Annotated in this window: 22 protein-coding genes, 4 tRNA genes and 1 pseudogene; 18 read left to right on the forward strand and 9 right to left on the reverse strand. The window is 58.4% G+C overall.

The window, feature by feature from the left end:
* Positions 1 to 46: 46 nt before the first annotated feature.
* The 15 genes from wecA (at position 47) to GRH90_RS16695 (ending at position 12,400) form a co-directional block, all read left to right on the forward strand.
* Positions 47 to 1,159: a UDP-N-acetylglucosamine--undecaprenyl-phosphate N-acetylglucosaminephosphotransferase gene (wecA, locus tag GRH90_RS16625; protein ID WP_162367084.1), complete on the forward strand. Its 1,113-nt coding sequence runs from the start codon at positions 47 to 49 to the stop codon at positions 1,157 to 1,159.
* Complete coding sequence (gene wzzE / locus GRH90_RS16630) at positions 1,156 to 2,202, forward strand: ECA polysaccharide chain length modulation protein (RefSeq protein WP_162367085.1); 1,047 nt, start codon at positions 1,156 to 1,158, stop codon at positions 2,200 to 2,202. Before wecA ends, wzzE begins: the two co-directional genes overlap by 4 nt.
* 108 nt (positions 2,203 to 2,310) lie before the next feature.
* Entirely contained in the window at positions 2,311 to 3,441 is a 1,131-nt protein-coding gene (gene wecB / locus GRH90_RS16635) for a non-hydrolyzing UDP-N-acetylglucosamine 2-epimerase (RefSeq protein ID WP_162367086.1), read from the forward strand.
* Positions 3,438 to 4,700, forward strand: coding sequence for a UDP-N-acetyl-D-mannosamine dehydrogenase (gene wecC, locus GRH90_RS16640; protein ID WP_162367087.1), 1,263 nt, complete (start codon positions 3,438 to 3,440; stop codon positions 4,698 to 4,700). Before wecB ends, wecC begins: the two co-directional genes overlap by 4 nt.
* A gap of 42 nt (positions 4,701 to 4,742) precedes the next feature.
* Positions 4,743 to 5,537 (forward strand): dTDP-4-amino-4,6-dideoxy-D-galactose acyltransferase, encoded by a 795-nt coding sequence (gene rffC, locus GRH90_RS16645; RefSeq protein ID WP_162367088.1) that lies wholly within the window; start codon positions 4,743 to 4,745, stop codon positions 5,535 to 5,537.
* A gap of 4 nt (positions 5,538 to 5,541) precedes the next feature.
* Positions 5,542 to 6,672, forward strand: a complete 1,131-nt coding sequence (rffA, locus tag GRH90_RS16650; protein WP_162367089.1) for a dTDP-4-amino-4,6-dideoxygalactose transaminase — start codon at positions 5,542 to 5,544, stop codon at positions 6,670 to 6,672.
* A gap of 1 nt (position 6,673) precedes the next feature.
* Positions 6,674 to 7,924 (forward strand): lipid III flippase WzxE, encoded by a 1,251-nt coding sequence (wzxE, locus tag GRH90_RS16655; protein ID WP_162367090.1) that lies wholly within the window; start codon positions 6,674 to 6,676, stop codon positions 7,922 to 7,924.
* Positions 7,921 to 9,012, forward strand: a complete 1,092-nt coding sequence (locus GRH90_RS16660) for a TDP-N-acetylfucosamine:lipid II N-acetylfucosaminyltransferase (RefSeq protein ID WP_162367091.1) — start codon at positions 7,921 to 7,923, stop codon at positions 9,010 to 9,012. The genes wzxE and GRH90_RS16660 overlap by 4 nt, the downstream gene beginning before the upstream one ends.
* A complete protein-coding gene (gene wzyE, locus GRH90_RS16665) occupies positions 9,009 to 10,352 on the forward strand; it encodes an ECA oligosaccharide polymerase (RefSeq protein ID WP_162367092.1) in 1,344 nt (447 codons plus the stop codon). Before GRH90_RS16660 ends, wzyE begins: the two co-directional genes overlap by 4 nt.
* A gap of 27 nt (positions 10,353 to 10,379) precedes the next feature.
* Complete coding sequence (wecG, locus tag GRH90_RS16670; protein WP_162367093.1) at positions 10,380 to 11,120, forward strand: lipopolysaccharide N-acetylmannosaminouronosyltransferase; 741 nt, start codon at positions 10,380 to 10,382, stop codon at positions 11,118 to 11,120.
* A 184-nt stretch (positions 11,121 to 11,304) separates the two neighbouring features.
* A tRNA-Arg gene (locus GRH90_RS16675) sits at positions 11,305 to 11,381 on the forward strand.
* Between the two features lie 64 nt (positions 11,382 to 11,445).
* A tRNA-His gene (locus GRH90_RS16680) sits at positions 11,446 to 11,521 on the forward strand.
* Positions 11,522 to 11,535: 14 nt separating this feature from the next.
* Positions 11,536 to 11,622, forward strand: a tRNA-Leu gene (locus GRH90_RS16685).
* A 36-nt stretch (positions 11,623 to 11,658) separates the two neighbouring features.
* A tRNA-Pro gene (locus tag GRH90_RS16690) sits at positions 11,659 to 11,735 on the forward strand.
* A gap of 230 nt (positions 11,736 to 11,965) precedes the next feature.
* On the forward strand, positions 11,966 to 12,400 hold the full coding sequence (locus GRH90_RS16695; protein WP_162367094.1) for a hypothetical protein: 435 nt from the start codon (positions 11,966 to 11,968) through the stop codon (positions 12,398 to 12,400).
* A 186-nt stretch (positions 12,401 to 12,586) separates the two neighbouring features.
* Here GRH90_RS16695 and GRH90_RS16700 read toward each other — a convergent pair whose 3' ends face one another.
* From GRH90_RS16700 to GRH90_RS16710, 3 genes and pseudogenes are all read right to left on the reverse strand, one after another.
* Positions 12,587 to 12,976: a ribonuclease T2 family protein gene (locus tag GRH90_RS16700; protein ID WP_162367095.1), complete on the reverse strand. Its 390-nt coding sequence runs from the start codon at positions 12,974 to 12,976 to the stop codon at positions 12,587 to 12,589.
* A gap of 93 nt (positions 12,977 to 13,069) precedes the next feature.
* Positions 13,070 to 13,723: an aspartate/glutamate racemase family protein gene (locus GRH90_RS16705; protein WP_162367096.1), complete on the reverse strand. Its 654-nt coding sequence runs from the start codon at positions 13,721 to 13,723 to the stop codon at positions 13,070 to 13,072.
* 115 nt (positions 13,724 to 13,838) lie between these two features.
* Positions 13,839 to 14,120, reverse strand: a pseudogene (locus GRH90_RS16710) (LOG family protein); the annotation flags it as partial.
* Between the two features lie 165 nt (positions 14,121 to 14,285).
* On the opposite strand from GRH90_RS16710, the gene GRH90_RS16715 reads away from it, so the two are divergent.
* Positions 14,286 to 15,107 carry a YdcF family protein gene (locus GRH90_RS16715; protein ID WP_162367098.1) on the forward strand — a complete coding sequence of 274 codons (822 nt, stop codon included), beginning with the start codon at positions 14,286 to 14,288 and terminating at the stop codon, positions 15,105 to 15,107.
* A 396-nt stretch (positions 15,108 to 15,503) separates the two neighbouring features.
* Here GRH90_RS16715 and kdpD read toward each other — a convergent pair whose 3' ends face one another.
* The 5 genes from kdpD to kdpF are packed head-to-tail and all read right to left on the reverse strand — an operon-like array spanning position 15,504 to position 22,632.
* Positions 15,504 to 18,194 carry a two-component system sensor histidine kinase KdpD gene (gene kdpD, locus GRH90_RS16720; RefSeq protein ID WP_162367099.1) on the reverse strand — a complete coding sequence of 897 codons (2,691 nt, stop codon included), beginning with the start codon at positions 18,192 to 18,194 and terminating at the stop codon, positions 15,504 to 15,506.
* Between the two features lie 9 nt (positions 18,195 to 18,203).
* Entirely contained in the window at positions 18,204 to 18,779 is a 576-nt protein-coding gene (gene kdpC / locus GRH90_RS16725) for a potassium-transporting ATPase subunit KdpC (RefSeq protein WP_162367100.1), read from the reverse strand.
* An 11-nt stretch (positions 18,780 to 18,790) separates the two neighbouring features.
* Positions 18,791 to 20,839: a potassium-transporting ATPase subunit KdpB gene (gene kdpB / locus GRH90_RS16730; protein WP_162367101.1), complete on the reverse strand. Its 2,049-nt coding sequence runs from the start codon at positions 20,837 to 20,839 to the stop codon at positions 18,791 to 18,793.
* Positions 20,840 to 20,857: 18 nt separating this feature from the next.
* Entirely contained in the window at positions 20,858 to 22,543 is a 1,686-nt protein-coding gene (gene kdpA / locus GRH90_RS16735) for a potassium-transporting ATPase subunit KdpA (protein ID WP_162367102.1), read from the reverse strand.
* Positions 22,543 to 22,632 (reverse strand): K(+)-transporting ATPase subunit F, encoded by a 90-nt coding sequence (gene kdpF / locus GRH90_RS16740; protein ID WP_162367103.1) that lies wholly within the window; start codon positions 22,630 to 22,632, stop codon positions 22,543 to 22,545. Before kdpF ends, kdpA begins: the two co-directional genes overlap by 1 nt.
* Before the next feature lie 595 nt (positions 22,633 to 23,227).
* Between kdpF and GRH90_RS16745 the strand changes: the two genes are divergently transcribed.
* Both GRH90_RS16745 and GRH90_RS16750 read left to right on the forward strand, forming a co-directional pair.
* On the forward strand, positions 23,228 to 23,746 hold the full coding sequence (locus GRH90_RS16745; RefSeq protein ID WP_162367226.1) for a GNAT family N-acetyltransferase: 519 nt from the start codon (positions 23,228 to 23,230) through the stop codon (positions 23,744 to 23,746).
* A gap of 106 nt (positions 23,747 to 23,852) precedes the next feature.
* On the forward strand, positions 23,853 to 24,095 hold the full coding sequence (locus GRH90_RS16750) for a hypothetical protein (protein WP_162367104.1): 243 nt from the start codon (positions 23,853 to 23,855) through the stop codon (positions 24,093 to 24,095).
* Positions 24,096 to 24,259: 164 nt separating this feature from the next.
* On the opposite strand, the gene GRH90_RS16755 is transcribed toward GRH90_RS16750, so the two are convergent.
* On the reverse strand, positions 24,260 to 25,426 hold the full coding sequence (locus GRH90_RS16755; protein WP_162367105.1) for an AAA family ATPase: 1,167 nt from the start codon (positions 25,424 to 25,426) through the stop codon (positions 24,260 to 24,262).
* Between the last annotated feature and the right edge of the window lie 20 nt (positions 25,427 to 25,446).

Raw genomic sequence — 25,446 nt, forward strand, 5'->3', positions numbered from 1 at the left:
TCGGTAACGCTTCTAACAACCTGATGGATGCAGAGAGCCTTCTATTGTGAACTTACTCAATATGAGTACTGATTTTTTTGCTATTTTTTTGTTTTCAATGGTTTTTTTGTTTTTCTCCCGTAAGGTTGCCCAGAAGATCGGCCTGGTTGATAAACCCAATTACCGCAAACGTCATCAAGGGCAAATCCCCCTGGTGGGCGGTATCTCCATTTACGCCGGCATTTGCTTCACATTCCTCTTTACCGACCACTTCGTGCCGCATATCGGGCTGTATTTACTTTGTTCCGGCATTTTGGTGCTGACCGGCGCGCTCGACGATCGTTTTGATATCAGCGTCAAGTCGCGCGCCACCATCCAGGCGCTGGTCGCCATCACCATGATGTACTTCGGCGGTTTGTACATCAACAGCCTGGGATTTGTGTTCGGCCCCTGGGAAATGGTGCTCGGTCCCTACTTCGGCTACCCGGTCACCCTGTTCGCGGTCTGGGCGGCGATCAACGCCTTTAACATGGTGGACGGCATCGACGGGCTGCTGGGCGGGTTATCCTGCGTTTCGCTCGGCGCCATGGGCATCCTGATGTACAAAGACAATAACCCCAGCCTCGGGTTGTGGTGTTTTGCCATGATTGCCGCCATCCTGCCGTATATCCTGCTGAACCTCGGGATGTTCGGACGACACTATAAAGTGTTTATGGGCGACGCCGGCAGCACCATGATAGGCTTCAGCATTATCTGGATTATCCTGCAAAGCACCCAGGGCACCGGCCACCCGATGAACCCGGTCACCGGCCTTTGGATCATCGCCATCCCGTTAATGGATATGATTGCCATCATGTACCGCCGCATGCGTAAAGGCATGAGCCCCTTCTCTCCCGATCGGCAGCACATTCATCACCTTATCATGCGCGCCGGGTTTAGTTCGCGCCAAGCCTTTGTTATCATTACCGTTACCGCCGCATTATTGGCCGCCTTCGGCGTGGCGGGCGAGCAATGGTTCGTGTGGCCCGACTGGCTGATGTTTATCTTGTTCATCCTGGTTTTTTTACTCTACGGCTATTTGCTGAAATGCGCCTGGCGGGTGGCGCGTTTCGTCAAGCGCACCAAGCGGCGGTTCAGTGGCAAACACGTACCCTCTCACCGTAATACGGGACAAAAATGAGATCAGAAACCCAACCGAAAGCCACTGGAACGGCGCTGGATAACGAGCTCGATCTACGCGGCCTTTTTTGCGCACTGTGGCGCGGCAAGGGCTGGATTATCGGCGCGGCCCTGGTGTTTGCGGTTATTGCCCTGGTCTATTCCTACCTGGTTAAGCAGGAGTGGACCGCCGCGGCGATTACCGATAAACCCACGGTGAACATGCTCGGCAGCTATTTCTCCCAGCAGCAGTTCCTGCGCAACCTGGATGTGAAGAATACCGCATTGCCGACGTCGGATATGCCGGGCATCGGCGATGAGGCATACCAGGAATTTATCCGCCAGCTGTCCTCTTATGATACCCGGCGCGATTTCTGGCAGGCGTCGGACTACTTTATTTCGCGCAAACAGGTCGACGCCCATGCCGATGCGGTATTGCTCGACGAAATGATCGGCAATATCCAGTTTACGCCAGGCGACGAGGCTAAAAAACTGCCCGACCAGGTGACGCTTACCGCCGAAACGGCGGCGGACGCCAACGCGCTGCTGCGCCGCTACGTGGCGTTCGCCAGCCAGCGCGCCGCCGGCCACCTGAACGAAGATATCACCGGCGCCTGGACGGCGCGCACCATCTCACTCAAGGCACAGGTCAAACGCCAGGAAGCGGTGGCCAACACCATCCATGAACGCGACCTGAGCGCATTGCGCCATGCCCTGGATATTGCCAAGCGGCAGGGCATCAGTCATAGTCAAGTCAACGTCCCCGAAGAGCAATTGCCGCAGTCCGGATTATTCCTGCTGGGAGAACCGGTGCTGCAGGCGCGGCTGGAAGCACTGCAGGCGGCCGGCCCCGGTTTTGACGTGGAATACGATCAGAACCGCGCCATGCTGGCCACGCTTAGCGTCGGCCCGACGCTGCAGAATACATTCCAGACTTACCGTTATTTAAGAACGCCCGAGGAACCGGTCAAACGCGATAAACCGCGCCGGATTTTCCTGCTCATCCTCTGGGGCGCCTTGGGTGGATTGATTGGAGCCGGTGTCGCGCTGGCGCGTCGCCGCTGATCACGTTGCCGTGGAGCTAGCATCAACCCGGATGGATGCGCCGCCACTACGCGGCAGAACTTATATCAGCCACGCGTATGGCTTACTTGAGACGGAAAGGAATTTGCTGTGAAAGTGTTGATCGTCTTCGGTACAAGGCCGGAAGCCATAAAGATGGCGCCGCTTATCCTGGCCCTGGCCAGGGACCCGGCCTTTGAATCCAGGATTTGCGTCACGGCCCAACATCGGGAAATGCTCGATCAGGTGTTACGCTTGTTCGAGATCGCGCCCGATTATGATTTAAACATCATGCGTCCGGATCAGGGCCTGACGGAAATTACCAGCCGCATCTTAATCGGCCTGAAACCGGTATTGGAATCGTTTTGTCCTGATGTGGTCTTGGTTCACGGCGACACCACCACCACCCTGGCCGCCAGCCTGGCGGCATTTTACCAGCATATCCCGGTCGGCCATGTGGAGGCCGGGTTGCGCACCGGCAATCTCTACTCGCCCTGGCCGGAGGAAGCCAATCGCAAATTAACCGGCCATCTGGCGATGTATCATTTTTCCCCCACCGAGAATGCGCGGCAAAACCTGCTGCGCGAAGGGCTGCCCGGGGACAGGATATTTGTCACCGGCAATACCGTCATCGACGCGCTGTTATGGGTACGCGATCGCGTAATGAACAACGCCGGGTTGCGCGACACGCTTGAGAAGCGCTACGATTTTCTCAATCCGCAGAAAAAAATGATTCTGGTTACCGGCCACCGGCGGGAAAGCTTTGGCGACGGCTTCGAGCGCATATGCAGCGCGCTGGCCCATATTGCCCGCCACCATCCCGAGGTGCAGGTGGTGTATCCGGTTCACCTTAATCCCAACGTCGGCGAGCCGGTTAACCGCATCCTGAGCGGCATACCCAATATCAAACTTATCGATCCGCAGGATTACCTGCCGTTTGTGTACCTGATGGACCGGGCCTATATGATCCTGACAGACTCCGGCGGCATCCAGGAGGAGGCGCCCTCCCTCGGTAAACCGGTACTGGTGATGCGTGACGCCACCGAGCGCCCGGAAGCGGTGGCGGCCGGCACCGTACTGCTGGTGGGCACCGATCCCAAGACCATCCAGGCGGCGGTGTCCAGGCTGTTGAACGACGCCGATGAGTACCAGGCCATGAGCCGGGCGCACAACCCCTATGGCGATGGGCAGGCTTGCCAGCGAATTATAGAAGCGTTAAAGAATAATCAGGTGAAAGTATGAGTTTTGACCAAATCTCCGTTATCGGCCTGGGCTATATCGGCCTGCCCACCGCCGCCGCCTTTGCCTCGCGCGGTAAAAAGGTGGTGGGCGTGGACGTGAACCACCAGGCGGTAGAGACGATTAACCGCGGTGCGATTCATATTGTCGAGCCGGACCTGGCCGACGTGGTTAAACGCGCCGTCGCCCAGGGTTATCTTACGGCGGTCACCCGTCCGGTAACCGCCGACGCTTTCCTGATTGCGGTGCCGACCCCGTTTATGGACGGGCATGAACCCGACCTTAAATACGTCCGCGCGGCGGCGCTCTCCTTGGCGCCGGTGCTTAAACAGGGGGACCTGGTCATCCTGGAATCCACGTCGCCGGTAGGCACCACCGAACAGATGGCGCAATGGCTGGCCGAAGCGCGGCCGGATCTGCGGTTTCCGCAGGCGGCGGGTGAACGGGCGGATATCAATATCGCCTATTGCCCGGAGCGCGTGCTGCCCGGCAAGATCATGGCCGAACTGGTTAAGAACGATCGGGTGATCGGCGGCATGACCCCTCGCTGTTCCGCGCGGGCCAGCGAGCTTTACCGTATTTTCCTGGAAGGTGAGTGTGTGGTTACTAACTCACGCACCGCCGAGATGTGCAAGCTGACCGAGAACAGCTTTCGGGACGTGAATATTGCCTTTGCCAATGAACTATCGCTGATTTGCGCCGATCGGGAGATCAATGTCTGGGAATTGATCCGCCTGGCCAACCGGCATCCGCGGGTGAATATCCTGCAGCCGGGCCCGGGCGTCGGCGGCCACTGTATTGCGGTCGACCCCTGGTTTATCGTCGCGCAGAATCCACGGCAGGCCAGGCTTATCCATACCGCCCGTTTAGTCAACGACGGCAAGCCGCTTTGGGTGGTGGAACGGGTCAAGGCGGCGGTGGCGGACTGCCTGGCGCACAGCGGCAAACGCGCCGGTGAGCTGACCATTGCCTGTTTCGGGCTGGCGTTCAAGCCGGATATCGATGACCTGCGCGAAAGCCCGGCGGTGGCTATTACCCAACTGATCGCCCAGTGGCATCCGGGGGAAACCCTGGCGGTGGAGCCGAACGTGGCGCAATTGCCCGCCACGCTTGCCGCCCTTGCCACCTTAACCGGGCTGGACAGCGCGTTGGCCAGCGCGGACGTGCTGGTGATGCTGGTGGACCACCGTCAATTCAGGGAACTGCCCGCGGCCGACATTACACAGCGCTGGATAGTCGATACCAAAGGTGTCTGGCGCTAAGCAGCAACCCCGGCTTCGGCCGCTATCCATCGGGTGGACACTATGCCCTTGCATGCCACAATTGAACCGCTGGGTTGGGAAAGCGATTTCTTCAACGTTTCCAGCGGCAAGATTATCGTCAATCCCGCCGCCGCGCCGCTGAGCGGCTGTGCCCTGGATGCGTTCCAGGTGGTGCAGGCCAAGGTGGCGGCTGACGCCATGGGCCAGGCGGACGCCCTGGCGGAGCTGGGTTTCCGGCTGGTGGAAGGCGAAATTGATTGCAGCCTGCGGGTGCCGAAGCGGTGCGGCAGGGGAGATGGCGCGCATGGAGATTTGGCGGATAGCGCGCAGGGAGATCTGGCGGATCGCGCGGTGGAAGGCTCGGCGCGTCTCCCCGGCGGTGCCCCTTATGCCGGTCACCTGCGTATCGCAGGCCGGGGGGACAACGCGGCGGTCAGCCGGCTGGCGTCGTCGGCGTTCAGGCTAAGCCGGTTTCGCGAACCCTGGTACCGCGAGCAGGACCGCCGGCGCTTCTATGCCGTATGGGCGCAAAACGCCATCCTGGGCACCTTTGATGATCTCTGCCTGGTCAAGGGCCGGCCCGGGGCAATCGAAGGCATGGTGACGCTCAGGCGTCTCGGCGCGGATGATGCGCGCATCGGCCTGCTGGCGGTAGATCCGGCCTTTACCCGGCGGGGCGTCGGCCGCGTCCTGTTCGCCGGCGCGCTGGCGTGGTGCCGCCTACAGGGAATATCGCGCCTGCGGGTGGCCACCCAGGCCGGCAACCTTGCCGCGTTACGGCTCTACATCGCATGTGGCGCCACCGTTGACAGCACCGCCTACTGGCTATACAGGTGAAGATATGATCCCGTTTAATTCCCCACCGGTGGTGGGAACTGAAATCGATTTTATACGTACGGCGATGGGCAGCGGCAAGCTGTGCGGCGACGGCGATTTCACCAAGCGTTGCCAGCTATGGCTCGAGCAGCGTTTCGACACTCCCAAGGCGCTGCTGACGCCATCGTGCACCGCGTCGCTGGAAATGGCGGCCATCCTGCTCGATATCCGGCCGGGCGATGAAGTCATCATGCCGAGCTATACCTTTGTCTCCACCGCCAACGCGTTTGTGCTGCGCGGCGCGACCATCGTGTTCGTCGATATCCGCCCCGACACCATGAATTTGGATGAACAGCTTATCGAAGCGGCGATTACCGATAAAACCCGGGTTATCGTGCCGGTGCACTATGCCGGCATTGCCTGCGAAATGGATACCATCCTAGCGCTTGCTAAAAAATACCGCCTGGCGGTGGTCGAGGATGCCGCCCAGGGCGTGATGTCCGAATATCACGGTAAACCGCTCGGCACCCTGGGCGACATCGGTTGCTTCAGCTTCCATGAAACCAAGAACTACACCGCCGGCGGCGAAGGCGGGGCCACGCTGGTAAACGATGCCGGGCTGATCGACCGCGCGGAAATCGTGCGTGAAAAAGGCACCAACCGCAGCCAGTTCTTTCGCGGCCAGGCGGATAAGTACACCTGGCGCGATATCGGGTCCAGCTATCTGATGGCCGACCTGCAGGCCGCTTATCTGTGGGGGCAACTGGACGCCGCCGAGATCATTAACCGGCGACGCCTGGATCTCTGGAACCGCTATCGCGACGCGCTCTTGCCGCTGGCGGGACAAGGACGCATCGAACTGCCGTCGGTGCCGGACGGATGCCGGCAAAACGCCCATATGTTTTATATCAAACTGCGGGATATCGCGGATCGTTCGGCGTTTATCGATCATATGAAGGCGGCGGACATCCTGGCGGTATTCCATTATATTCCGCTACACGACAGCCCGGCCGGGCTGCGTTTCGGGCGTTTCAGCGGCGAAGACCGCTATACCAGCCGCGAAAGCCGACGACTGGTGCGGCTGCCGCTGTTCTACAACTTAACCGACGAGCACCAGTCCCGGGTTATCAGCGCGATTAACCGGTACTTCGCCTGATATGTCGCTGGCCCGCGCGTCGTTATGGACCGCCGGATCGACGCTGGTCAAGATTGGCGTCGGCCTGCTGGTGGTCAAACTGCTGGCGGTGTCCTTCGGGCCGTCCGGCGTAGGCCAGGCGGGTAATTTCCGGCAGTTGGTGACCGTGCTCGGCGTGCTGTCCGGCGCGGGCATCTTCAACGGCATCACCAAATATGTGGCGCAGTACCAGCATCAGCCGGAACGGCTGCGCGCGCTACTGGGCACCGGCTCGGCCATGGTGCTGGGATTTTCCACCCTGTTGGCGGTGATTTTCCTGGCCGGCGCCGAATCCATCAGCCGCGGACTGTTCGGCCACGGCGACTATGCCAATGTGGTGCGGGCTGTGGCCTTTATCCAGCTGGGCATCGCCTATGCCAATCTGATGCTGGCCATCCTGAAAGGCTTTCGCGACGCGGCCGGCAACGCCCTGGCCGTCAGCTGCGGCAGCGTGCTGGGCGCGGGCGCTTTTTTCCTCTGCTACCAATGGGGCGGTTATCCGGGCGCGCTGGCCGGGCTGGCGCTGGTGCCCGCCGTGACGCTGGTGCCCGCCGCGCTGGTGGTGGCCCGGCGGCGGCTTATACGCCCGGGCGATCTGCGTCCGGCCTGGGATCGGCCGCTGGCCGGCCAGCTTGGCAAGTTTACCCTGATGGCGCTGATGACCTCGTTCACCTTGCCCCTGGCCTATATCATGATGCGCAATCTGCTGGCTGAGCGTTACAGCTGGGAGGCGGTGGGCATCTGGCAGGGGGTCAGCAGCATCTCGGATGCTTATTTGCAGTTTATCACCGCCTCGTTTACCGTTTATCTGCTGCCGACCCTGTCGCGTTTAAGCGATAAGCGCGCCGTCGCCCGGGAAATCGTCCGTTCCCTGCTGTTTGTGATGCCGGCGGTGGCGACGGTAAGCCTGTTATTATGGCTGTTAAGGGATTTGGCTATCCGTCTGCTGTTTTCAGCGCAGTTTGAACCCATGCGCGATCTGTTCGCCTGGCAGCTGGTGGGCGATGTTTTGAAAGTGGGCGCTTACGTATTTGGCTATCTGGTAATAGCCAGGGCCTCGCTGCGTTTTTACCTGCTGACCGAAATCAGCCAGTTTGCGCTGCTGACCGGGTTTTCCCAATGGCTGATTCCGCGCTATGGGGCGCTTGGCGCGACGCAGGCTTATATGGCAACCTACATAGTGTATTTTTTGCTTTGTAGCGGCGTATTCCTTATTTATTGCAGGAAAAAATGACCCTATTGATACATGTGCTGGGCGCGGATATCCCCCATCATAACCTGACGGTGCTGCGTTTTTTCAACGACCAGCTGGCGGGCGGCCTTGGCCTGCCCGCCGGACAGTCCGGGCATTTTATGGTGGCGGCGGCCGATAGCGCGCCGTTCGCGCCGTTTACGCGGCTTCTTATCGACACCTATGCGGACAAACGGGCGCTGGCGCGGGCGGTGGTCTTACGTGCCGCCGCCGAACCGTCGGCACGGTTTTTCCTGCACGGGCAGTTTAACCCGGCACTCTGGCTGGCCCTGCTGTTGGGTAGACTGCCGCCGGCCCGGGTCAGCTGGCATATCTGGGGCGCCGATCTTTATGAACAATCCCGTAGCTGGAAACATCGCCTGTTTTATCTGCTGCGCCGTCGCGCCCAGGGCCGGGTGGGCCATGTCTTCGCCACCCGGGGCGATCTCTCGGTATACCGGTCGCGTTATCCAAAAGTCGCCTCCTCGCCGCTCTATTTCCCCACCCGGATGGATCCGGCGCTGGGTTTTGATCGGCCGACGCCTGAGGCTGGTAAATTACTCACCGTGCTGGTGGGCAACTCGGGCGATGCCACTAATCGCCATCCGGAGGCGCTGGGCGCGATTTACCGGCAATTCGGCGCCGACGTGCGGGTGATAGTGCCGCTGGGATATCCGGCCAATAACGAGGCCTATATCGCCAGGGTGCGCGCGGAAGGGGAAAAGTATTTCCCAGCGGATCGGCTGGAGCTGCTTACGCAACCGGTGGCGTTCGACGCGTACCTGGCGCTGCTGCGCCAGTGCGACTTGGGTTACTTCCTGTTTAACCGCCAGCAGGGGATTGGCACGCTTTGCTTGCTGATCCAGTTTGGCGTGCCTTTTGTGCTGAGCCGGCGCAACCCGTTCTGGCAGGATCTGGCCGGGGAACAGGTGCCGGTGCTCTTTGATGGCGACACGCTTGACCGGGCGGTGGTGCGCGAGGCGCAGCGTCAGCTGGCCGGCGTGGACAGAAGCCGCATCGCCTTTTTTTACCCCAATTATCTGCAGGGGTGGCGCCAGGCGCTGGCCGCGGCCGCGGGAGAATCCTCATGACCCTGGGCCAGTTCAGCGGCTTGCTGGCGGTTTATCTGATCTCGGTACTGTTTGTGCTGACCCTGACCTATCGGGAATTTCGCCGGGTACGATTTAATTTTAACGTCTTTTTTTCGCTGCTCTATTTATTGACCTTCTACCTGGGTTTTCCGCTGACCTGCATGCTCTCATTTCGTTTTAATGTCCGGGTGGCGCCGGTGGAAAACCTGATGGAGGCCCTGCTGGCCGCCACGGCGTTTTACGGGATTTATTATGTCAGCTATAAAACCCGTTGGTTCCCCCCTTCGCGTCCCGCGTCCAGGGCGGTACTGACGCTGAATCGGGTGGAAACGCACCTGACCTGGATCCTGCTGGCGTTAACCGCCGTCGGCACGGTGGCAATATTTTTCATGCATAACGGCTTTTTATTATTTCGCCTGCAGTCCTACAGCCAGATTTTTTCCCGCGACGTCACCGGGGTGGCGCTGAAGCGCTTTTTCTATTTTTTTATCCCGGCGATGTTAATTATTTATTTCCTCAACCCCTCGCGCCGCAATTGGCTATTATTTTTGTGCGGCACCGTCGCCTTCGGTATTTTTACCTATATGGTGGTCGGCGGCACCCGCGCCAATATTATCATCGCCTTTGCCCTGTTTTTATTTATCGGCATCCAGCGTAGCTGGATAAGCCTGTGGATGCTGGGCAGCGCCGGGCTGCTGGCCGTGGGCGGCATGTTCTGGCTGGCGTTGAAGCGCTACGGCCTGAACGTCAGCGGCGAGGAGGGGTTTTACACCTTTTTATACCTGACGCGCGATACGTTTTCGCCTTGGGAAAACCTCGCGCTGCTGCTGCAAAACTACGATAAAATAGACTTCCAGGGATTGGCGCCGATAATCCGTGATTTTTACGTTTTTATTCCCGGTTGGCTATGGCCTGACCGGCCCAGCCTGGTGCTCAATACCGCCAATTATTTTACCTGGCAGGTATTGGACAATCACTCCGGCCTGGCGATTTCGCCCACGCTGATCGGCTCGCTGGTGGTGATGGGCGGCGTGGTATTCATCCCGCTCGGCGCTATCCTGGTGGGTTTTATCCTGAAAGGGTTCGACACCCTGTACGAGCGGGGCAAGGCGGCGACGGACCGTTACCGTTCGGCGGTATTGCAGGCATTCTGCTTCGGCGCGGTGTTTAATATGATCGTACTGGCCCGCGAGGGACTGGACGCCTTTACGTCCCGCGTGGTGTTCTTTGCCCTGGTATTCGGTATTTGCCTGGCGTTGGCAAAACTACTCTTTTGGTTGCTTAACCGCGCGGGATTGATCCGGCCCCGGCATGCGAGTGGGGCGACAGAGGCGTCATAAGCGTTCAAACCTCTGGAAGGATGATAAATGGACACTGTGGATGGGATTGCTCAGTACCGTATTCGCGGTTTGGTCATCTGGGGCTTTCATGAACAACGGCAATGTGTCGATTACCTGTTTGCCGGCGCGCGGGTCAAGACCGGTACCCTGGTGGCCATCAATGCAGAAAAAGTCCTGGCCTCGGAGCGGGACGCCGTGCTTCTCGAACTGCTGAATAAAGCGGAATACAAATACGCCGACGGCATCAGCATCGTGCGATCGATCCGCCGCAAATACCCGTCCGCCGACGTCGCGCGTATCGCCGGCGCCGATTTATGGGAAGGCATCATGGCGCGGGCGGGCAAAGAGGGCACGCCGGTGTTCCTTATCGGCGGCAGGCCGGCCATCCTCGAACAGACCGCCGAGCGGCTGCGGCTGAAATGGAATGTTAATATCGTCGGCCTGCAGGACGGCTATTTTGCCCCGGCCGCCCAGGAATCGCTGTTCGCGCGGGTGCGGGCCAGCGGCGCGGCTATCGTTACCGTGGCGATGGGATCGCCCAAGCAGGAAAAGGTGATGCGCGATTGCCGGGCCAGCTACCCGAATGCGCTCTACATGGGCGTAGGCGGCACCTACGACGTTTTTACCGGCCATGTGAAGCGTGCGCCCCTCATCTGGCAGCGCCTGGGCCTGGAGTGGCTGTATCGCCTGTTCAGCCAGCCCAGCCGCCTCCGGCGCCAGCTGAAACTGTTGCGCTTCATCGGCTACTATATCAGCGGACGTTTATAGGCGCGCGGGTCGCCAGATCGGGGTTAAGTAGCCGAAAATAAGGGGGCATGGCGTTTTCACGGTGGGAAAAGCGAGCTAAGCGGGCAGTAAATGAGCAAAGGGTCATTAAACCCGGCAAAAGTATCAAAAAGCACTAGACAGTCAGGCCGCGATTCCGTACTATCCCCACCCGCAACGGCGCTAAGCGCCCGTAGCTCAGCTGGATAGAGCGCTGCCCTCCGGAGGCAGAGGTCTCAGGTTCGAATCCTGTCGGGCGCACCATAAATTTGTGCGCAAGTGCCGTGTCAGCAGTATCGTCACGTTGCGGTAAGCAGTATCAGTAATGGTGATTGTAGCTCAGTTGGTAGAGCCCTGGATTGTGATTCCAGTTGTCGTGGGTTCGAGCCCCATCAGTCACCCCATTATTAGTGGCCATGCGAAGGTGGCGGAATTGGTAGACGCGCTAGCTTCAGGTGTTAGTGTCTTAACGGACGTGAGGGTTCAAGTCCCTCTCTTCGCACCACAACCTATGCAGTACCGGTTTTAAGATGTTGCAGTACGGCGAGTAGCGCAGCTTGGTAGCGCAACTGGTTTGGGACCAGTGGGTCGGAGGTTCGAATCCTCTCTCGCCGACCACATTCCCGATGGTGTTGCCCAGGCGGTAGCGGGCAAGGCCAGAAAAAGAAAAACGGCAGGTCGTTATGACCTGCCGTTTTTTTTCGCCTGCGTAAAACGGATGTAAATTCATATTCATTATCTGCGTTAATGCCGCGTTTATTTTTTCTTGTTATATTTATAAATATCACTGAACCCAGTCCGGTTTTCTTGATTAAAAATATTTTTTTAATAAACTTGAAGGTGAAAATATGAATGCAGACGCAATAACTTCTTCATCATCGCTGAAAAATTGTAACGGTGTTAATGAAAGTGAAAGAGATGGCATGGGAGAAAAAAAGTGGATTTTTAAGGAAAATGGCATCGCCACGTATGATTTTGGCTTGGCGCCAGATGGCGCGGAATATTCATGCAATAAATTTTCTCCAGCATGCGTATCATTCGACATTACGTATTATCCTAACGATGCCATGCCAGTGATTGACGTTGGTGGCACCGGCGAAGTTATTAGGGTTAAAGATGGTCTTATTACGGTGAAGGCCGTCCTGCGGATGGATATAACGCTGTGGGGAGGCGGAGTATACACTATCAAAAATATAACTGGCCAAGAGGTGCTTGGTACTGAATGTGATACTGGCGCGGCTCCACATTTCAGGCCTGCGGGAGTAACAATGCTTGCCGGCTGACAACTCCATGGACAAACATGCCGGATTTCCGACACTGGTGGCAATAGGTTTTTCGGCATACTGTAACCGGAGGTTCTGGCAGGTAAGCTAGCCGATCCCGGGCATGCTTCAGGCTGTGCTGATGACGCGACATGTTGGGGACCACACCTTTGCCTTGCTTATGAGCAAGGTCATTTTTTCGCACAATCACCCATGAACGTTTATTGCATCAGGTATGGTTATCGGGGACTCGATGCAACGCTCCCCGATCTGTAACGATTTTTCCTGATAAAAAGGGCTGCCGTCTTTGTTTATCAGATAAAAAACTTCAAACAAATACTGCTTCTCGTTTTTGAAAGCACAGCGGAAACTGGTATTAGCAGGAAACCAGTATTTCAAGTCCTTTAGAAAAACTGTTTTTCCAATATGTTCCCTAAACTCTTTATTATATTTCACTACCGTTCTAAGATTTTTGAAATCATTAAAATACTCTAACTGTCCTTCCCCATAGCAGGTGCCATGTTTTTTCCACTCGTGTTGCATAAGGCCGGTTGGTTCAGACGTGACAATATGTCTGTAATCCTGATCATCCAGCATAGATGATAATATGTCTTTATCGAGATAGCGTGAAAGCGAGAGTTTTCAGGCCTATGTTTGGCATAGGTATATCTGGGGGCAACCTCAGGCTGGCTATATCTCGGTTGATATCCGATTTATAGCGGCCATCAGTCCGGATTGAGGACTGGTGATAGGTGTTGGCCAGTGATTAACCAGCTCAGCCGCATCCGCCATGGATGCTTGTGCTAATACCACCATCGTCGCGCCCTCCTCATATGCATGTTCCACAGAGCGTGCAATCGTGGATAAGTATGCGTCTTGCCTGCCTGCTTTGAATAAAGCCCAGGCATCTGGAACCAAGCTGATGTGAACAGATGAAACCAATGAATGCTGAATAGCATCACTAAACAGTCGGGAGGTGGCCGCCATCGTCGTCTCGGCCGCACATAGAACAACAATCATACCACCAATGGCTATAGCCCGTTCGGCAATCGCTATATCAACCCTTAATATGGGAACGTAAGACATAGCCGAAATACTATCGACGGCGGGACCCAGCGTCGAGCAAGTGAGAATTACGGCATCCGCTTCTTGTGCCAGTTTAAGCAATATTGCCGCTGTTTCATCGGCAATAGTTGCTGTAATGCCGCCGGCACACTCCACCGCATCAAGGAGATCTTCCCTAACCTCATGGCGCAGCGTCCCGGCCGAAAGACCCAATTTCCCGGCAGCTCGCTCGAAAACATCAATATTACTGGCGGCAGTATGTAAGCAGGCTATTTGCACGGTAAGTTCTCTCCAATCAAAAATGCCAAGGCAGCCGCACGCCTGGATTTGCGCTATGACGGTGGCGACCGGGGGTCGTTATCATGGCTTCAACGTTTCTCTATCTGTGTGGGACTGCCATTTTCGCTTTACGTTCATGCATGTTTGCCACAACCAGCAGGTCGGTCAAACCTTTATGCGCTATCTCCCGGTCGACCAGTCCCTGCGGCATGACGCCAATCACCTCACCACCGGCAGTCAGCGCCGCATTCGCCACCGCGCCCATCAGGCCTACCCGTCCTCCTCCGTACACAATGCCGATACGCCGCAATGCCAGTTGTTGACCCACCTGTTTGGCCGCGGTCATATATAGCGGGTTCTCGCCAGGGGCGGAACCACAAAAAATACCTATTTTCATTTTTTATCAGGTCCTTAAACACGTCGGTTCGTGCTGTCGATTGGCAGGTGGGCGCTAAGTGACAAAATCGGTTTTGCGGAAGTTTGCGATGAACGCTGACTTTCCTGGAGTAAACTGACCAGCGTCACAATAAAAATATATCGCAAATAACGGGGATTATGAAAAATGCCTACCGAAATTTCTGCCGCATCGCGGCTGCCGCCACTTCCTGCCGATGTTATCACGGCGCTGAATACCATCGCTTCCTGGCTGGCCGTTGACGATTTTTCCGCCCATCGGGATAATTTAAGCGCCGACGCCATTATCCTGGCCGGTAATGCGATATTGACGACCATTGATGGCGCATGCGCGCTGGCGAAGGCCCGCAACATTCCCCTGTTTGTCTCCGGCGGCATTGGCCACTCCACTTCGTTTCTTACCGCCGCTATAGCACAACATCCCCGCTACCGGACGATTGATGCCGCTGCCCGCCCGGAAGCCGCCATTTTGCATGATATTGCCACCCGATTCTGGGCGCTGCCTGGGGAACAGGTATTTATGGAGACCGCTTCGCGCAACTCCGGCGAAAATGCCAGTTTTACACGTGCGCTGCTGGAGCAACAGCGATTTACATCGCGGAATATTATTCTTATCCAGGATCCCTTGTTACAGCGCCGGACCGATGCCACCTTTCGGCATTGTTGGTCAGACGCGGTCAACCGGCCGACATTTATCAACTGGCCGACCTATATTCCCCATCTGGCCAACACCAACAGCGGCATCGGCTTTTCCGGTGGCCGGCATGATGGTCTCTGGCCGGTAAATCGTTTTATATCATTATTATTGGGTGAAATTCCCCGTTTGCGAGATGATCAACAAGGATATGGCCCGAAAGGGAAACGTTTTATCTGCCATGTGGATATCCCAAAGCCTGTTGAAGATGCCTGGCAAGCGCTGATGCAAAATCAGTTGATAGCGGAAGTATGGCGCGATCGTATCGATATATGATCCGGTTGTCCGGGTAATCATGATAGCGGAGCCAGGGAGAGGAAATAACATTGCCCAGCTATCTGAGGCTGGAGCGTTATTGTCGATTTGGGTTATGCCACGCTGCGCATTGCGGTGGGGAAATCAAGTGCTTACCTTCCAACGTGCCCCAGCGCGTCAGGCGCTTATCCTCTAATGCCGGCCGCGCCATATACGCACCATGATGCGGGCCTTCCAGCGGGACGGCATGACGGCGGGACCGGATGTCGCGCCGCGTCTGGAATCGATGCTGGGACACCCGTTGCGCCGGTACCAGGATTTTGTGCGGGAAACCATCGCCGCCTGGAAATCCTGCCCGGTATCCCGCCGGCGCAACGCGACCCGGACACGTGCCAGCAGTCACGATCAATACGGTGTTCATTGCGCTTCTTCGGCATACCCGGGCACTATGGGCGGTTGGGTGATGGGCAGGGTAATATAAAAGCAGGCGCCGCCTTCCGGTCGGTTGCCGGCGCGGATATGCCCTTCGTGCATTTCTATAATCGCCTTGCAGATAGCCAGCCCCAGGCCTACGCCGGGCACGGCCGATTCCTTGTTGCCGCGCGCGAATTTTTCGAAGATCTTGAGTTCCTGCCCTTCCGGGATACCCGGGCCATTGTCCCAAACCTCGATTTCCAACCGGTCGCGCTGCTCATAGGCGCGGATGCCCAGCTGCGCGTGATCTCCCGCATATTTGAGCGCATTCTCCAGCAGGTTGGTGAACACCCGCTCAAGCAGGGTGCCGTCGGCTTTGATCAATACCAGGTGATCCGGCAGGTCGAGCCTGATCTGGCGCTTGGACAGCGACGGCTCCATGATTTTCAGCGCGCTGCCGACCACCTCTTCGAGCGCCACCCATTCGGCGCGCAGGTTGAGTCCGCCGGACTGGATGCGCGCCATATCCAGCATATTATTCACCAGCCGGATAGTGCTTAAGGTTTGCTGGCGGATCTGGCTGGCCTGCGGCGCGTATCTAGAGCCCTCGGCGGCCAGGTCGAGGGTCAGGATTTCCGACTGGCCGAACAAAACCGTCAACGGGGTGCGCAGATCGTGGGACAGGGCGGACAGCAGCGCATTGCGCAGCTCCTCGCGTTCGGCGGCCAGCCGCGCGTGCTCTTCGCTGCGCGTAAGCAACATGCGCTCCAGGGCGCCGGCGATAAGCACGGTAAAGGTTTCCAGCATGCGTTGCTGTTCAGGGATCATCAGGTGACGCAGGTTGGCCGGCTCAATCACCAGCAGCCCCAGGGTCTTGCCGGCGGTTTTCAACGGCAGGATCTGATAGGGCACGCCGGGCAGCGTATCGGTGCCGGCGCCCGCGGGTTGCCCCTTGTCAAAGCTCCAGCGCGTGATGGCGCGATCGGGGATCGCCGTCAGGTTCGGCACGGTGCCGATGGCCTCCAGCTCGCCGTTTTCCTGCGGCAGCAGCAATTCGCTGCGTGCCTGCAGGGTACTGTCGATGATGCGCTGGCAGGTATGGGCAATTTCATCCATGCCGCGCGCGCCGCTCAGCGCCTTGGATATTTCATACAGGTGGCGCACGCGCTGTTCCCGATAGCGCGCCACGCGCGCCTGGTAGCGCACACCCGCCGTCAGGTTGCCGATGATGATGCCCACCGCCAGCATCACGCCGAAGGTGAAGAGATATTGCACATCCGACACCGCCACGGTGCCGGTAGGCGCAATAAACACCATATCAAAAATAACGATGTTGAGGATGGTCGCCACTACCGACGGCCAGCGGCCGTAGCGCAGCGCCACGATCGCCACGCCGAGCAAATAGATCATCACCAGATTGGTGGGATCCACGCCGGGCAGCAGCCAGCGGCCGCCGATGGTAATCAGGGCGCAGAGCACTACCGCCACCAGGCACCCGCGCAACTGCACCCGCCATTTATCGGTAAAGGACCGGCTGTCCGCCAGCCTGCCCGGGGCATCGGCCGGAGGCTCGTCCAGCGCCACTATCATCAGATCCAGATCGGGGCCGAGCTGGCCCAGCCGGTCGGCAAAGCTGTCCCTGCGCCAGCGTTTGGCCGGGCGGCGGCCGGTGATGATTTTACCCAGGTTGTGCTCGCGGGCGTAGCGCAGCACCGCGTTCACCTCGCTGGGATCGGACAGGGTGGCGGTTTCCGCGCCCAGTTCCTGGGCGAGCTGCAGGGTGCGCAGGATACTGCGGCGACGCGATTCGGCCAGGCGGTGCAGTGAGGGGGTTTCCACGTAGACGGCATGCCAGACGCTGCCGAGCTTGGCGGCCAGCCGGGCCGCGGTGCGCACCAGTTTTTCGCTGCCGGAATTATTGCCGATGCACAGCAGGATGGCGTCGCGCGTATGCCATACCTTGTCCTCGCCTCCCAGGGCGTCGCGCCAGACCCGCATCTGGTCGTCCACCCGATCGGCGGTACGGCGCAAGGCCAGCTCGCGCAGGGCAAATAGGTTGCCTTTGCGGAAAAAATTTTCGATGGCCCGCTCGGCGCGATCGCCGATATACACCTTGCCTTCTTTCAAGCGCTGGCGCAGATCGTCGGGGGGGAGATCCACCAGCACCACCTCATCCGCCGAATCGAAAAACGGGTCCGGCACGGTTTCCCGCACCCGGATGCCGGTCACGCCGCTTACCACGTCGTTCAGGCTTTCCAGATGCTGGACGTTGATGGTGGTCAGGACGTCGATGCCGGCGTCAAGCAGCTCTTCGACATCCTGCCAACGCTTGGGATGGCGCGAGCCGCGCGCATTGGTATGCGCCAGCTCGTCCATCAGGATCACCGCCGGGCGCCTGGCCAGCGCGGCGTCCAGGTCAAACTCCTGATGCTTGTGCCGGCCGGTCGGCCGCCGCGGCAGCAGGGTTAGCCCATCCAGCAAGGCCTCGGTTTCAACGCGCCCATGCGTTTCCACCACCCCCACCAGCACCTCCAGTCCCTGCGCCCGCAGGCGACGGGCCTCCTGCAGCATAGACCAGGTTTTACCCACGCCGGCGCAGGCGCCGAAATAGATTTTCAGCTTGCCGCGTTTTTTAATACCGGCCTGCAATAATAACGCGTCCGGGTCGGGGCGCTGGGGTTCATCATCGCTCATGGGGCGTCCTTAAGACTTGGGGAGATCATCCAACGCCAGGTTGAGTTTCAGTACGTTCACCGTCGGTTCGCCGAGAAAACCCAGTAGTGGTCGTGACGTATGGTCCTCAATCAATTGGCGCACCCGCTCCTGGGGCAGATGGCGCGTTGCCGCGACACGGGGCGCTTGCCACTGGGCGGCCTGCGGCGAAATATCCGGGTCCAGGCCGCTGGCGGACGCCGTGACCAGATCCACCGGGATCGGGCCGTCGGCCCGCGGGTTGGCCACGCGCAGTGCCGCCACGCGCTGTTTTACCACGTCGTCCAGCGCCGGATTATTGGCGGACAGGTTACTGCCCGACGAGGCCAGGGGATTATAGGGCGTATCCCCGGTGGCCGACGGGCGGCCCTGGAAATATTCCGGCCGGGTAAAGGTCTGCCCTATCAGCGCGGAGCCCCGGTTTTCACCGCCGGCGTCCAGCAGCGAGCCGTTGGCCTGGGCGGGAAACCACCACTGCGCCAGCTGGGTGGTTAATAAAGGATAAACAACACCGGTGATCAGGGTCAGCAAGACCAGCAAAATCAAGGCGGGACGTAATTGGCTCATGATGGTTCCTCTTAGCCCAGACCTAAAACGGTCAATATTAAATCAATCAGCTTGATACCGACAAAGGGTACCAGCAGGCCGCCCATGCCATAGATCCACAGGTTGCGGCGCAGCAAGGCGGCGGCCCCCATGGGACGATAACTTACGCCGTTCAGCGCCAGCGGGATCAGGAAGACGATCACCAAGGCGTTAAATATCACCGCCGATAAAATGGCGGAGCCGGGCGAGTGCAGGTGCATGACGTTAAGCATATTCAGCTGCGGATAGGTCACCGCAAACGCGGCCGGTATAATGGCAAAATATTTGGCGACATCGTTGGCGATGCTGAAGGTGGTCAGCGAACCGCGCGTCATCAGCATCTGTTTACCGATATGCACCACCTCCAGCAGCTTGGTGGGGTTCGAATCCAGGTCCACCATATTGCCGGCCTCCTTTGCCGCCTGGGTCCCGGAATTCATGGCCACCGCCACATCCGCCTGCGCCAGCGCGGGCGCATCGTTGGTGCCGTCGCCGGTCATGGCCACCAGCCGCCCCTCGGCCTGGTACTGGCGGATCAACGCCAGCTTGGCTTCGGGCGTGGCTTCGGAGAGAAAATCATCCACCCCGGCTTCCGCGGCAATGGCGGCGGCGGTCAGCGGGTTGTCGCCGGTGACCATTACGGTCTTGATGCCCATCTTGCGCAGTTCGGCAAAGCGTTCTTTAATGCCGCCCTTGACGATGTCCTTCAGGGCGACCACGCCCATGACGCGCGCATCCTCCGCCACCACCAGCGGCGTGCCGCCGGTGCGCGCCACCTCTTCGACCAGAATGACGACTTCGGCGGGAAAACGGCCGCCGTTGCTTTCGATATGCCGGCGAATGGAATCCACCGCCCCCTTACGGATCATGCGCTGCTGTATATTCACGCCGCTCATGCGCGTCTGCGCCGAGAACGGGATAAAGGTCGCGTCCAGGCTTTGCAGATTACGCTCGCGCAGGTTAAATTTCTGCTTTGCCAGCACCACGATACTGCGGCCTTCCGGCGTTTCATCGGCCAGCGAAGCCAGCTGCGCCGCGTTGGCCAATTCTTCTTCGCTCACGCCATGCGCGGGCATAAAGCGGGTGGCCTGACGGTTGCCGAGCGTGATGGTGCCGGTTTTATCCAGCAGCAGGACGTCGATATCGCCCGCCGCCTCGACCGCGCGTCCGCTGGTGGCGATGACATTGGCCGCCAGCATGCGGCTCATCCCGGCCACGCCGATGGCCGACAGCAGGCCGCCGATGGTGGTCGGGATCAGGCAGACCAGCAGGGCCACCAGCACCGTAATGGTCACCGGCGCGCCGCCCCAGGCCGAGAACGGATACAGCGTCGCCGTCGCCAGCAGGAAGACGATGGTCAGCGCCACCAGCAGGATGGTCAGGGCGATTTCATTGGGTGTTTTACGCCGCTTGGCGCCTTCCACCATGGCAATCATGCGATCCAGGAAGGTTTCGCCCGGATTGGCGCTGCATTTTATCACCAGCCAGTCGGACAAAATGCGCGTCCCGCCGGTTACCGAGGCAAAGTCGCCGCCCGACTCGCGGATCACCGGCGCGGATTCACCGGTAATGGCGCTTTCATCCACGGAGGCGCCGCCTTCCATCACTTCGCCGTCGCAGGGGATAATATCTCCCGCCTCGGCCAGTACCACATCGCCCTTGCGCAGCGAATCGGCGGCCACTTTCTGGATAGCGGCGCCGTAACGCGGCTCGGCCAGTTTGTTCGCCCAGCTGGTTTTTTTCACGCCTCTCAGGCTTTCCGCCTGGGCCTTGCTGCGTCCTTCGGCCAACGCCTCGGCAAAATTGGCAAACAGTACGGTAAACCACAGCCAGAGCGAGACGTGGGCGGTAAAGCCGGCATCACCCTCGGTCAGCCCCGCCGCCATGCCCATGGACAGCAACAGCGTCAGGATACTGCCCAGGTAGACGACAAACATCACCGGATTGCGGAACTGCACGCGTGGATCCAGCTTTTTAAACGCATCCGCAAGAGCGGCGCGGATCAACGCTCCGTCAAACAGCGCTTTTTGATTACGACTCATGGCTAAATTCTCCGGCGATTAATGACCAAGCAGTTGCAAATGTTCCGCCACCGGGCCAAGCGCCAGTGCGGGGATAAAGTTAAGCGCACCTACTAGCAGCACCGAGCCGATGACCAGCGAAATAAACAGCGGGCCATGGGTGGGCAGCGTGCCGCTGCCGACCGGCTGGACTTTTTTTATCGCCAGCGAGCCGGCAATGGCCATGACGGGCACGATGACCGCAAAGCGGCCCAGCAGCATGGCGACCGCCAGCAGCAGATTCCAGAACGGGGTGTTGGCGCTCAGGCCGGCAAAGGCGCTGCCGTTGTTATTGGCGGCGGAAGAAACGGCGTAGAGCACTTCGCTAAAGCCGTGCGTGCCGGGGTTGAGCATCCCGGCGCGCCCGGCCTCGGTCATCATGGCCAGCGCGGTGCCCAGCAGCGCCAGGGCGGGGGTGATCAGGATCGCGATGGCGGTCATTTTCATTTCCCACACTTCGATCTTTTTACCGAGGTATTCCGGGGTGCGGCCGATCATCAATCCGGCGATAAACACCGCCAGCAGCACGAACAGCAGCATGCCGTACAGGCCCGAGCCGACGCCGCCAAAGATCACCTCGCCGACTTGTATCAGCCACATGGGCATCATGCCGCCCAGCGCGGTAAAGGAATCATGCATGGCGTTAACCGCCCCGCAGGAGGCGGCGGTGGTTATCACCGCAAACAGGCTGGAGTTTAGGATGCCGAAACGGGTCTCCTTGCCTTCCATATTGACGGCGCTGTCCGCCCCCAACTGCAGGAAGTGCGGATTGCCGCTCAGCTCCGCCCACATCACCACCGCCACGGCGGCGATAAACATCAGCGACATGGCCCAGAGCAGGGCATGGCCCTGGCGCCGATCGCGCACGGCGTTACCAAAGGCGAAGCACAGCGCCGCCGGGATCAGGAAAATGGCAATCATCTGGATAAAGTTGGTGATGAGGTTCGGGTTTTCAAACGGATGGGCGGAGTTAACGTTAAAGAAGCCGCCGCCGTTGGTGCCGAGCATTTTTATCGCTTCCTGCGAAGCCACCGGTCCCATGGGCAACGTCTGCTGCGCGCCCTCAAGCGTCGTCAGGCTGAGATAATCGCTGAAATTCTGCAGGGTGCCCTGGCTGATGCTCACCAGCGCGATCGGCAGCGCAATCGGCAACAGGACATAAAGGGTGATGCGCGCCATATCGCGCCAGGCGTTGCCGAGCGTTGCCACCGAGCGGTTGGCAAATCCCCGGATCAGCGCAAACGCCACGGCGATGCCGGTGGCCGCCGACAGGAAGTTCTGCACGGTTAACCCCACCATCTGGCTGAAATAGCTCATGGTGCTTTCGCCGGCATAGGACTGCCAGTTGGTGTTGGTGACAAAACTGATCGCGGTGTTGAGCGCCAGATGCCAGGACAGGGCCGGCAGATGCCGTGGGTTCAACGGCAGGTGGTCCTGCAGCATCAACATGGCCAGCAGCACGATAATGCCGAGCAGGTTAAACAACAAAATGGCCAGCAGGTAGCCGCGCCAGTTCATATCCTGTTTGTACACGCCGCACAGACGCCATAACCGGCGCTCGATACCGGCGAAACCGGGGGCGGGCTTATCATTGATAAATCTGGTCAGCCCTTGCCCCAGGGGACGCGCCAGGATCAGCAGTACGGCCAGATAGCTGAAGATGAGCAAAAACGCGCTGGAAGCCATCAGAATGCCTCCGCATTAATCAGGGCATAGACCAAATAGCCCAGCAGTAAAAACACCAGCACGATGCCGGTTATCAATCCAATACTCACAGTGCACCTCCACAGGGATTTCCCAGGTGGAGCGAGTGTAAATTTTTGTATGAAAAGTTAATGTAAAATTACCTGGGCTGGATATAAAAATTTTATAAAAATCGCAGTCCGAAATTATATTGTTTTTGCCATGATTATTATCACCCATGTTTATATAAAAAATTTATATGCCAATCCTCTCTTTTTACGACGGTTTTATCCTTTACCCGCTATCCTGAGTTTATTCGGGCCGATAACTGTGCCTAACATTTCCCGGCTTCGGCATTCGCCATGTATAGCCTTGGCCATGTGATTGAGGTACCGGCTGGCCGGCACCGATGCCAACCCGTATCTGGTTGTCGTCCATCCGCCAGGGCGTCGGTATCAATACGTAAAAATTACATCTTTATCTTTATTTTTTATAAAATTTTTATATTTGAACTTCTATTCTTAATCTAACGTCAGAACACCCTCTGAATACAACAGGAAGTGATACGTTAATTTAAATGGACTGAGCGGTATGAGGTGTTATTTGAATAGTATGGCTAAATGAGCGGAGCTATGTTTTATCATGAAGAACCCACAATATCTTTATCAGAAAAGCCTGGCGCAGGATATGACCACAGCGACGAGGACCGATAAAAAAGCAGTGGAAAATGAGCCGGTATTCACATGGAGTAAAGATATTTACCAGGTCAGTACCGACCGGAGTTTGCTGGATATCGATGTTATCCACCAGTTCCTGACTCAATCCCATTGGGCAAAAGGCATCGATAAAGCGCGGGTGCGGCAATCGATAAACAACAGCCTGTGTTTCGGCCTGTACCGGAAAACCCGGCAAATTGGCTTTACCCGCGTGATCACCGATTTCGCCACCTTCGGTTATCTGTGCGACGTGTTTATCATGCCGGCATACCGCGGGGCCGGCCTGGGCCGTTGGCTGATGGGCTGCTGCCTGGACCATCCGCTGATGTCGGAGTTAAGGCGCATTATGCTGGTGACCACCTATGCCCCGTGGCTATATGAAAAAATGGGTTATGAACCTATTAATAAAAGAAATTTTGTCTGGAGCATTTCCCGCGCGGATATTTATCTGGAGACCGAACCCGAGGGTAACACTCCTCGGGTGCGCTAAGGGTCCGACGGCGGACGGTTCAACCCGACGCCTGGGTAAAAGAAAGGCGGCGGCAGGGCGAAAGTGCGAATTATCGCGCTATCATAAGTATGAGGTCGGCAAGAAAATGAAATATTTTGTCGTTAATCTATTGTTGTTTATGGCATGCCTGTCGGTTTCCTGCCTGTTATGGGCGGTATCGCCGGTGCCCGCCCCCACTCCGGATCCGGCCACCGGCGATTTTACCGCCCGGCAGCAGGCAGAAATAGAGTACATCGTTGAAAGCTATCTGGTTGCCCATCCGGATCTCCTGGCCAAGTTAAGCCAGCCACAGCTCGGTCAGGCAGTATGCCCGGCAGCGCGGCAATAGCTTGGGTGACGCGCGGGATAGCGCGTCGCCACCCTGTGCTTACTGCGCAGCCGCCGTTCAGGCTACGGCTGTTGGAAAAACGGTGGAAAAAGAACCGCCAGGTCAGGATACAGCGTTATTTACCGTGACCTGGCGCGTATTGAACAACAACAGGGCCATTAGCATCAGCGCGCCGGCCAATGCCATACCGGCGCGTCGTCATCTTTAATCAGCGTTTCCCCCAGCCGTTTTTCCAGCACCGCCGGCGTAATCGCCGAGGCCGAGCGCAGCTCGTCCACCAGGTCGACGGCATGGGAAACAATCACCATCTGCGTGCGCCGCGCCGCGTTGCCAACCAGGCGCGCCAGGGCCGGCAATAGCTCCGGGTGCAGGCTGGTTTCCGGTTCGTTAAGGATCATCAGCGCCGGCGGGCGCGGCGAGTGCAGCGCCGCCGCCAGCAGCAAAAAGCGCAGCGTGCCGTCCGACAGTTCAGCGGCCTTTAAGGCGCGCAATAGCCCGTGCTGCGACATGCGCAGCTCCAGGTAACCGTCGTTTTGCGCGACGTGCAGGGCGGCTCCGGGAAACGCGTCATGGATGGTCTCGTCCAAATCCTCCCCAAAACCAATTTCATAAATGGTCTGGACGGCGGCGGCGAGGTTGGCGCCGTCGGCGGCCAGCACCGGCGTATAGGTGCCGATCTGCGGACGGCGCGCCGGGGCGTCGCGGTCGGTGCGCAGATGATCGTAAAAACGCCAGCCGCGCATGGTTTCGCGCAGCATCAGCAGCTCCGGCGCGTTTTGCGGATCGATGCAGTGGGTCATCATGCTGTCGAACGGCGCCAGGTTATGGAAGGGTTTCTGCCAGACGCCCCGTTCGTCGCGTACCCGCACGGCAGGCCCATGGCGATCCGCCAGCGCCGCGCTTTTGCCGTATAGCGGGCCATGCCAGACCACTTCGCTTTTGATATGCGGATCGCGTGAGAACATCGACGCGGAGGGCGGGACCCTTTCCGGCAGCCCCAAATCAATGGCGTAGCCATAGTCGTCGCCGGCAAACCCCAGCCTTAAGCTGACCGGCGCCTGCCGCGCATGGGGACGCTGAAGGGGAACGCTGCCGGTGATGATCGCGCGCGAAAAGGTTTCCGGCCCGGCCCACAAGGTGGATGCCAGGCCGCCGTCGGCGGCCAGCGACTGCACTATGCGGTCCTGGGCAATATCGGCCAGGAGATTCAGCGCGCGATAGATACTGGATTTACCCGCGCCGTTCGGTCCGGTTATCACGGTAATTTGCCCCAGTTCCAGCACCAGGTTACGCAGCGAACGATAGCCGGAAACGGCAAGCAGGTTGATCATCGGGACAATACTCCACGGCT

The sequence above is a fragment of the Acerihabitans arboris genome (genome assembly GCF_010131535.1).
In the GTDB taxonomy this organism is placed as follows: domain Bacteria; phylum Pseudomonadota; class Gammaproteobacteria; order Enterobacterales; family Enterobacteriaceae; genus Acerihabitans; species Acerihabitans arboris.